Source organism: Streptomyces sp. NPDC002845 (assembly GCF_053591955.1).
The window spans coordinates 1-9,946 of sequence record NZ_JBSFUU010000153.1 but is presented as its reverse complement, the minus strand read 5'-3'; the positions used below and the strand labels follow the sequence as shown (position 1 = coordinate 9,946).

Genomic DNA, 9,946 nt, shown 5'->3' with positions numbered 1-9,946 from the left:
TCCGCCAACCCCGCCCGGCGCACAAGTTCGACACGCTCGTCCTCGGAAAGAACGATCTCCACAGCGGCAGGGCCTCGATGCGCCATAAAAAGACGATACCAACTAACCCAGAAGATTTCTGGCGCATCACACTAGGTACGCAGCCATCCCGCCATGATCCTCGCCGCGGGAAGATTATTAGAGGGGATTCTCCTGGTCGGTGCTGAACGCGCGTATGCTCCGGGCCGCGTCAGATTGGAACGGATTGCCCGCTCCCGCACCTGGCGCGAGTCTGGCTGCCGTCGGCCGTCAGAGATGTCTCTCGGACTGGGCATCTGCGGATGATGACCTGGTGGTCCCTATCTGCCAGTGCCTGGGGCTGCGGGCCGCTCAGCGAAAGCCGGCTACTTGTCCGGACGCGGTCCGGCACTGGCGTAGTACAAGGCTCGTGCCTGCTGGACGCGGTCCCGGATGGCGCCGTGCTCCGCTCCCTCGACGTTCAGAGGTGGGTGCAAATGGGAGATCAGTTCCTTCTCCAGCGGGGCCGGATCGGGGTGCTCGGTCCAGGTGACGTTGAGGTGTTGGTGCATCCAGTGGCTGAGGCGCTGCTCGTCCTCGGGGATCAGGACGACGCGGTCGGTCCAGGTGGTGTGGTACCTCTCGGTGGGCATGAGGAGTCCGGCCAGGGTCCGGCGCAGAGTGGACCGTCCGGAGTCCCTCAGGTGGTTGGAGGCGACGCGGGACCGCAGCCGGCTGGCCTTGCCCAGGTAGAGCAGCCGCCGTCCGGCATCGCCCGAGTTGACCGGCCCGGGGAAGGAGGTCAGGACCTCGGGCGGCGCCCACCAGGCGTACACCCCTGCGGTCGTGGGCAGGGCGGTAGCAGCGCGGACGAGGGTGTGGGGTGCAGAGAGCAGATCGGCTGTGGCCTGCTGAACGGTCGCGTCGTCGAGCATGGGCGCACCCTAGGCGCGACGGAGCGGATCTGCCACACCGCCCGCGGCACCATCTCGCAGCTTGATCAGCACGCTCAGTGTCTCCCTCGAGCCACACGGAGCGATCAACTTGCTGACCGACCCCGACGGGCACTTGGCGTGCCTGCTGTCGCTCATCCCTCATGACGCGCGCTTGGAGAAAGAACCCGGCGGTCGGTGCTGTCCCGGACCGGTGGGGCCGCGTGGTGGCTGGTCAGCTCCGGTGCGTGGCACAGCCACTGCCCCTGGCACGTCGTGTCACGCATGACCCTCCTATTACGAGAAGAGGCGGGGCCCACCGCCTCTGGCGCGAACCGCCCGCACGGGCCCGGCCGCGCAGCCGGAGTGGGGCCTTGGCGGGAGCGTACGGAGGTCCACGTATGGAGCCTGGGGGGCAGGCACTCGGGGCGGACGCGGGAACCGCGAGGACACCGACCACAAAACCCCGCTACGGCGGCCTGTGCTCACGGGCGCGCCTCGACTACCCACGCAGAATGCCGAAGACGGCGCCAAGCCGCCGGCCTGCGACCTGAGCGGGCCGCTCAGGTCGCAGGGCTGAGGATGGGCGACTGGATTCGGGAGTACGAGGGCTACGCGGGGACATGGTCTGCCAACCGTGAGGTCGGTCAATCGAATCCGACGGCCAGTGTCTGGAACTCGCTGGGGAGGTCCGCGCGACTGGTGACGTTGAGCTTGCGGTAGACGCGGGTCAGGTGCTGTTCCACCGTGCTCACGGTGATGCACAGTTGGTCCGCGATCTCACGGTTGGAGTTGCCGAGGGTGGCCAGGGAGGCGACCCGTCGCTCCGCCGCACTGAGCGGATCCTTCGGAAGAACGGTCGGATCGGCCGGTGCCTCCTCGCTGCTGCGGTGCAGCAGGGAACGCTGCAGCCGCTGTGCGCCGCACAGATCGGCCAGTTGCAGCGCCTGGTACAGCGCCCGCCTTGCCTGCTCGGCCTCGCCGGTCGCCCTTTGCGCGGAACTCAGCGCGGCGAGCGCCCGGGCGAGTTCCAGCCTGTCCCCGGCGAGCCGCAGGATGCTGACGGCCTCCAGCAGCAGACTCGTTCGGCGCCGCGGCTCGGCGATCTCGGCGAGCAGGCACATGGCGACGCCACGGCTGCGGGACTTGGCGCTGCCCGGGCGGGCGAGTTCCGCCTCCGCGAGCCGGCGGACCTGGTCCCGCTGTCTCAGGCGCAGATGGGCAGCCGCCGCGCCGCTGCGCCAAGGGAGGAATGTGGGCAGGTCCATGTCCCAGGCACGGGCCTGATCGCCGCAGAGGAGGAAGTCGTCCAGGGCCGCGTGCACCCGGTTGGCGGCAAGGTGGTGGTGGCCCCGGGCGTACAGATACTGCAGGCCGTAGCGGGACTGGAAGATCGCTTCGGGTACCGAGTGGCGCAGGTGTTCCTCGGCGACGTCGTCCGCCCCCATGGCGGTCGCGGCCAGGACGAGGGTGCTCAGTGGCGCCCCGACGGCGACTCCCCAACTCCGGGGCGACAGGTGTGTCATGGCGGAACGGGCGAGGGCGTACGCCTCGTTCAAGTCACCTTGCCGCAGGGCCAGTTCGGCGCGTATCGCGGTGAGCTTCGCCTGCCAGGTGGGCACCTGCCGGGCGGTGGCCTCCTGCAGAAGCCTGCCCGACCACACGGAGGCCCGGTCGAGCCTGTCCGCGTAGACGAGCGCGAGCAGTGCGGACTCCAGCGCGCACACGTTGGTGTCGTCCAGGCGACACGAGCGCAGTACCTGTTCCGCGCTCCAGGCGCTGGACTCGTCGCCCCCGTTGCGCAGGGTCGAGCCGAATATGGTCTCGGCGAGCAGGACGGACCTGTTGGCCGCCGGTTCCCGGCTGTCGCGGGCGCCCGAGCCGTCCGGGACGGCGGCCAGGAGGGACATCATCGTCGGATACCGGTTCCGCAGCCATTCGTGGGCTTCCGAGAGCAGGCCGTAGGAGCCAGGGGTGTCCGGGCGGAGCACACGGATCACCTCGGCGGCTTCGTCGGGACGACCATGCCACAGCAGAGTCCGGAAGAGCGGGACGGCGAGTTGGACGGGCAGGATGCCCGCCAGCAGCGCGTCGGCCAGACGTGCCAGACGGGGAGCCACGGTGGAGGGATTGAGCTGCCATTCCAGCCGGGTGATCATCACCGTCATGAGCGCCTGCTCACGCACGTCGTCGGAGCCGGCCAACGCCATTTCCAGACACTGCAGGGCGAAGGTGAGGTCCCCGCATTGGCGCGCATGCTCGGCGGCATCCGTCAGTACGGGAATGGCCCAGGGTTGTGGTACGCCTCCCGCCGCGACGAGGTGCCGGGCGACGGTGGGCGTCGGGACTCCTTCGTGGTGGAGCAGCTCCGCCGCGTCGAGCCGCAGTTCCCTGAGGATGTCGCACGGTATGTCCTCCAGCACGGCCGACTGCGCCGCCGGATGACGGAAGCAGTGGCCCTCGGCGAGGCCGGCGGCCTCCAGGTGCCGCAGCGCGTCGGCCACCGAGGCAGGGTGCATCCGGAGCAGGCGGCCGATGCGATCGGGGGAAGCACAGTCGTCCAGCACCGCCATCGTGCGGGCCACACCGAGGACCGGCTGCTCGCCACTGCGCACGCAGGCCAGCACCGCCTGCCCGAACTCCTCTCCCCTGACCGGCACTCCGGGTTCGCTGCCGTCACCGTCCACCGGCCGGTCACGCCGGTCCCCCAGCAGACCGCGGATCAGCAGTGGATTGCCCCCGCTGACGGCGTGGTAGACAGGGCCGAGGATCTGCGCCTCCTCCGCACCCAGTGCCTCCGATGCCAGCGCGGTCGTCCCCCGCTGCGACAGCGGAGTCAGCCGGATGCGCCGGTAACGGGGATGGCGGAGCAGCTCGGCGCTCAACTGCGGAGGACAGTGGCGGGCGCTGTCCGGTCGGCTGCACACCAGCATCATGGGGGCGGATCTGGTGTGCGGGAGCAGATGCAGCAGGCAGCCCAGAGAAGCGGAGTCGGCGTGGTGGATGTCGTCCATGCTGATCAGCAGATCGCCCGCCCCGGCGGCGCGCAGCAGCGAACGGCACAGACCGTGGGCGACCCGCGCCTGCAGGGCGAGCGACTCCTGGCGGGCGGCCGGATCGGCCGCGACACTGCTCTCCAGCAGGGCCATCTGCGTGCGCAGCGGCGCGGGCAGCGCAAGGTCCCGGACGAGCTGCCGGACAAGACCGAGGGGGACGTCGCGTTCCTCCTCCCGGCCGGTGGCTCTCAGAACGAGGGAACCGGCCGCGGACGCCTCCTCGGCGAAGGCGTACAGCAGTTCCGACTTGCCGTTGCCGGCCGCGCCGCTGACAAGTACGATCTGTCCTTTGCCGCAGCGGCTTTCGGAGAGCAGGCCATGCAACGCGGACAACTCTTGTTCACGCTCGATCAGCATCACACATGTACTCATTTACGGCACGACGGAATTCTATTCGTAGACTCACGAGTAGATCGTCGGAGGGGGGATAACGAGTCGTTAAAAAGTTTGGTCAGTACAGTCCCTCGGGGGACGAGGAAGTGGTTTGCAGCGGAGATACGTTGGCGACCCCGTCGGATGGCCATTTTTCGCCGGTGTCGTAACGCAGGGCCTGGTCGCGTTCCAGGATGTTGGGGAGGAATAAGTCGTCGTGGAGGACGGTCAGTCTGACCTGCCCTACAGTGCCGTATTCCACGGCCGCTGACCAGTCCTCTTTGCGTACGACTGTCATTGTCACCTGAGGGTGATTCGGGACGTAGGGCATCAACTCGGCATTCTGTTCGACGGGCAGCCCCGCCGCGTTGCCGAAGGTGTTGCCGTAGCTGCGGCCGCAGATCCCGCCGCCCATCGCGGCCACGAAGTCCCGGTACATGTCCGGGCTCATCTGTGTACCGCTCAGCCGCACCCCCTGCAGAGATGCGACCAGCTCGGGGAACCGGCGCACCAGCGCCTGGAAGACCGCGGGTGTGGTGTTGACGTAGTCGATCCTGCCCTGGGCGAGTACGTCCGCGATCTGCTCCAGCAGGTGGGTGGTGTACTCGGCCGCGTCCGCCAGCCGGCCGCCCCGGATGAGCCGCTTGACCCAGCGCGGGTCCATGTCGACCGCGTAGGCCTGTCCGGCGTACAGCTCGGACACCTCCCACAGGCCGTTGCCGATCAGATGAGGTCCCGTGGGGGTCGCCTGGAGCCAGGTCCGGCCCTGGGCGAAGCCCTCGGTGACGAAGGACCACCGGCGCCAGGCGCCGCGGTGCAGCAGCATGGCGGGCGTGTAGAAGAGCCGGCAGGGCGTACCGGTCGTGCCGCCGGTGTCCCAGATGCGGCCGGTCAGGGGGCGCGGTACGGCCAGCGGTACCAGGTCGGCCGGGTCCTGGGTGCGCAGGATCTCCACCGGGAAGGGGCCGAACGCCGTGAGCTCCGCATAGCGGGTGATATCCCGTGGGTCGAAGTCGAGTTCGGTGGCGCGCCGCAGCCAGTACGGGCTGCCGGTCTCGGGGTGGAAGTGCCGCGCAACCACCGTCCGGGTCCACTCGTCGAGGTCGGTTCCGAGCCAGTCGTCGATGAGCGCGTCGCACTCCGTGCCCTGCGCGGCCAGCGGCACGGCGGTCTGTGGGGTTCTCATCGGGCCTGCGCCGGCGAGAGGTCTATGCCGAACTCGTACGCGCTGTTCAGTACCTGCTGGATGTGCTCCGGCTTGTCGACGTGTACCACGGGGAACGGGAACCTGAGGATCCCGTCCGGGATGGAACCGCCCATGATGAGGCCCAGGCGCACACCCTGGTCCTTCATCTCCTCGCAGACGTCCACCAGGCTGATCGGATCCGTGGAGTTCCGGTCGAACAGGTCCCGTACCTCGTCGGCCGAGGTCAGCGTCTTCCGTTCCAGGCAGGAGACCAGCGGCACCTCGGGCGCCTTGAAGGGCATCGCGTCAATGTAGGGCGCCATGAACTCGCGGAAGTGACGACGCAGCGGGGAGTGGACGGCGATCGGCCGATCCGGCAGCGGGGCGACGGTGCCCGGGGGGAGGTCGGCCGCCAGCGCGTCCAGAGCCGTCCGCTCGCCCGACAGCATCAGGATCCGCATGGCCCCGTCGGCCGTCGGGCCGAAGTCGCCGGACAGATGCACCCCGGCCCGGCCCTCACCCCGGTACGCGGCCGCCAGGTCGCCGTCGGCCGGTGCGAACGCCAGGGCGAGGCCCTGCTCCGGCTCCTCGGCGGGCAGTTCGGGGGTGTGGCGGGCGTGCGCCAGCATCTCGAACAGCTCCCGCCGGCCGATGGCGCCCGCGAGACAGCTCGCCGTCATCGCGCCGAGGCTGAGCCCGCCGAGCACCGCCGGACGCAGCCCCTGCTCCGCCAGCACGTCGTGGATGCCGAGGGCGAGCGCGGTCTCACGGATCGTCCCGGCGCTCTGCCTCTCCTCCTGGGGCTCCGGCAGCTCCTCCTCCAGGATCTGGCCCACCGTCAGGCCGGTCCATGCCGAGACCTGCTCGTACAGATCCCGCATCACCGAATGGGCCCGGTACATCTCCAGGCCGTGCACTTCGGTACCGACCCCGCCGCCGAACAGAAAGCCCAATGCCATCACTAACTCCCGATGTGTCCTCAAGTAAAAAAGGAATAAACAGGCCATGGTGTTCTCGGTTCGCCAACTGCGTTACAAGGCCGACGAGACCGTTGTTGCGCAGTCACCGTACCCACGAACCGGCCTTCCGAAAAGTGCCAGTTCTCACGGCCCTCCGCAGTCGGTCGGGTGTCGCGGCCGACGCTATCGAAACGATATGCCGGGCTGGGAGAGTTCCTCCGTGGCCCGAGTACTTTCCATTGCCCGGACAGCCGGAAATCCGGAAGTGGCAGAAATGTCTTATGAGGACAACGTCGATCCGCGTACGGCGATTGCGGTCATCGGTTACTCCTGCCGACTGCCCGGCGCGCCCGACCCGGAGACCTTCTGGCGGCTGCTCGCCGCGGGCCGGCACGCCATCACCGAGGCACCGTCCGACCGCTGGGATGCGGACGCGATCGCCGCCGCCGCGGACGCGCCGGACGCCGAACGCGTGCGCTGGGGCGGCTTCCTCGACCGGGCCGACCTCTTCGACGCCGCCTTCTTCGGCATCTCCCCGCGCGAAGCCACCGCCATGGACCCGCAGCAGCGTCTCGTACTGGAACTCGGCTGGGAGGCGCTGGAGCAAGCCGGCACCGTCCCCGGCACCCTGGCCGGCAGCTCGACCGCCGTGTTCGTCGGAGCCACCGCCGACGACTACGCCACGCTGCGCGCTCGCCTCGGCGCCGCCGGCATCACGCGGCACACCGCGGTCGGAAGCCAGCGCACCATGATCGCCAACCGGCTCTCCCACGCCCTCGCTCTGCGGGGGCCCAGCCAGACCGTCGACTGCGGGCAGGCCTCTTCCCTGGTGGCCGTCCAACTGGCCTGCGAGAGCCTGCGCGCGGGCGATTGCACGGCCGCCCTGGCCGGCGGCGTCAGCCTCAACCTCGCCCTGGACGGCGCGCTCGTCGCTGCCAGCTCCGGCGCCCTCTCGCCGGACGGGCGGTGCCACACCTTCGACGCGCGGGCCAACGGCTATGTACGGGGCGAGGGCGGTGCGCTGGTCGTCCTCAAGACCCTCGACCGGGCGATCGCCGACGGCGACTCCATCCGGTGCCTGATCCTCGGCGGTGCCGTGAACAACGCCGGCAACGCCTCCTCCGGGCTGACCGTGCCCGACGAGAGTGCCCAGCGCGAGGTGATCCTGCTCGCTCACCGGCGGGCCGGGACCGGACCCGACCAGGTGCAGTACGTCGAACTGCACGGCACCGGGACGAAGGCCGGCGACCCCGTCGAGGCGGCGGCCCTCGGCGCGGCGCTCGGCACCGCGAGGACGCCCGGCCGACCGCTGGCGGTCGGCTCCGCCAAGACCAATGTCGGCCACCTGGAAGCCGCGGCTGGCGTCGTGGGCCTGCTCAAGGTGATCCTCTCCATCGAGTACCAGGCCCTCCCGCCCAGCCTCAACTTCACCGCCGCGCCCCCCTCGTTGCCATTGGACCGCCTCAACCTCACGGTCCAGCGGGAACTCGCTCCCTGGCCGTACGACGACCTGCCCAGGACGGCCGGAGTGAGCTCGTTCGGCATGGGCGGCACCAACTGCCACCTGGTGCTGTCGGACTGGTGCGGCCGGGGCGCACCCGCCGCCGAACCCGATCCGTCCGCCGCACGGCCGCCCGCTCCCGTGGCCCTCTCCGGCCGTGACGAACCCGCCCTGCGTGCCCAGGCGGCCCGCCTGCTCGGCCATCTCGCCGACCGCCCCGAACTCGCGCCGAGTGAGATCGCGTACTCCTGTGCCGCGACCCGCACCCACTTCGTGCGGCGCGCGGTCGTCCTCGCCACCGACCGCGACGACCTCCTCGCCTCGATGGCGGCCCTCGCCGAAGGACGCCCCGCGGCACGCGTGGTGGAGGGCACCGTACGCGAGGGGGGCCTCGCGTTCCTGTTCACCGGGCAGGGCAGCCAGCGGCCCGGCATGGGCGCCGTACTGCACGCCACGTACCCCGTGTTCGCGGACGCCTTCGACACGGCGTGCGAGCAGCTGGGCCGGATCCTCGACCGGCCGCTGCGGGACCTGATCTTCGACGGCGGCGGAACCCCCGACGCGGCCCTGCTCGACCGGACCCTCTACACCCAGCCGGCGCTCTTCGCCTTCGAGACCGCGCTGTACCGGCTGCTCGAACACTGGGGACTGACCCCGGACGCCGTACTGGGCCACTCCGTCGGCGAACTGGTGGCGGCGCACGCGGCCGGCGTACTGGACCTGCCCGACGCCTGCGCGCTCGTGGCTGCCCGCGGACGGTTGATGGAGCGGCTGCCCGAAGGCGGCGCCATGGTCTCGGTCCAGGCGTCCGAGGCGGAACTGCGCCCCGACCTGACCGGTCACGAAGGCCGGGTCGACGTCGCCGCGGTCAACGGGCCCGCCTCGACCGTGCTCTCCGGCGACGAGGACGCAGTGCTCCGCCTCGCCCGGCGATGGCGTGACCGCGGCCGCAAGACCAGGCGGCTGCGGGTGAGCCACGCGTTCCACTCACCGCACATGGACGGCATGCTCGACGAGTTCCGCCAGGTCGCCGAGAGCCTGACCTACCGGGTCCCGAGCATCCCCGTGGTCTCCAACCTGACCGGCCGCACCGCCACCGACGACGAACTCCGGTCGCCGGACCACTGGGTCCGCCACGCCCGCGACGCAGTGCGCTTCCTCGACGGAGTCGGGACCCTGCACACCCGCGGCATCAGGTTCCACCTGGAGATCGGGCCGGACGCGGTGCTCTCCTCCATGGCCCGCGACTGCGCGCCCGACGGCGCCGACCAGGTCTTCGTACCCGCCGTCCGGGAGGACCGTGACGAGGTGTCCACCCTCGTCACGGCACTCGCGGAGCTGCACGTCAACGGTGTCCCCGCAGTTCTGAACCGGGTACTCGCCTGCTCGCGCGCCCGCCGCGTCGCCCTGCCCACCTACGCCTTCCAGCGGCAGCGGTACTGGCTGGACACGGACGGCGGACGGCTCCCACAGGGCCTCGTCGGCCGGGCGGCCACCGGCGCGGCCGCGCCGGAACTCCCGGCGTCCGACGCCACCACGGCCGGCCCGGTCGTCCCGGCGGTGACCGATGGCGACCCCCGCCGCCTTGTATCGGCCGAGTTGGTACGTACGCATGTCGCCCGTGTCCTGGGCCACGACTCGGCCGACGCGGTGCCGGTCGGCGCCTCCTTCAAGGAACTCGGCTTCAGCTCCCTCATGGGCGTCGAACTGAGCGACCTCCTCAGCCGGGCCACCGGTACACGGCTGCCCAGCACCTTGGTCTACGACCACCCGACCCCCGAGGCGCTGATCCGGTACGTGCGGAACGCGGCGGAGGACGAGACGGAGGGCCCGGACGCTGCCCAGCCTGCCGGTGTGGGGGAGCCGGTGGCGGTGGTGGGGATGGCGTGCCGGTTGCCCGGTGGGGTTGGGTCGCCTGCCGAGCTGTGGGAGTTGGTGGCGTC

General features: G+C 70.4%; 5 protein-coding genes. 1 reads left to right on the top strand and 4 read right to left on the bottom strand.

Features of this window, described 5'->3' with window-relative positions; genetic code table 11:
- Positions 1-383 precede the first annotated feature (383 nt).
- The 4 genes from ACWD3C_RS46905 to ACWD3C_RS46890 form a co-directional block, all read right to left on the bottom strand.
- Positions 384-932 carry a GIY-YIG nuclease family protein gene (locus tag ACWD3C_RS46905; RefSeq protein ID WP_451154677.1) on the bottom strand — a complete coding sequence of 183 codons (549 nt, stop codon included), beginning with the start codon at positions 930-932 and terminating at the stop codon, positions 384-386.
- Between the two features lie 644 nt (positions 933-1,576).
- Positions 1,577-4,342: an AAA family ATPase gene (locus ACWD3C_RS46900; protein WP_451154675.1), complete on the bottom strand. Its 2,766-nt coding sequence runs from the start codon at positions 4,340-4,342 to the stop codon at positions 1,577-1,579.
- 94 nt (positions 4,343-4,436) lie between these two features.
- Entirely contained in the window at positions 4,437-5,543 is a 1,107-nt protein-coding gene (locus tag ACWD3C_RS46895) for an arylcarboxylate reductase (RefSeq protein WP_451154673.1), read from the bottom strand.
- Positions 5,540-6,502 (bottom strand): ACP S-malonyltransferase, encoded by a 963-nt coding sequence (locus ACWD3C_RS46890; RefSeq protein WP_451154671.1) that lies wholly within the window; start codon positions 6,500-6,502, stop codon positions 5,540-5,542. Before ACWD3C_RS46890 ends, ACWD3C_RS46895 begins: the two co-directional genes overlap by 4 nt.
- Before the next feature lie 274 nt (positions 6,503-6,776).
- Here ACWD3C_RS46890 and ACWD3C_RS46885 point away from each other — a divergent pair.
- Positions 6,777-9,946 (top strand): type I polyketide synthase (locus ACWD3C_RS46885; protein WP_451154669.1); only part of this gene is annotated, 3,170 nt, incomplete at its 3' end.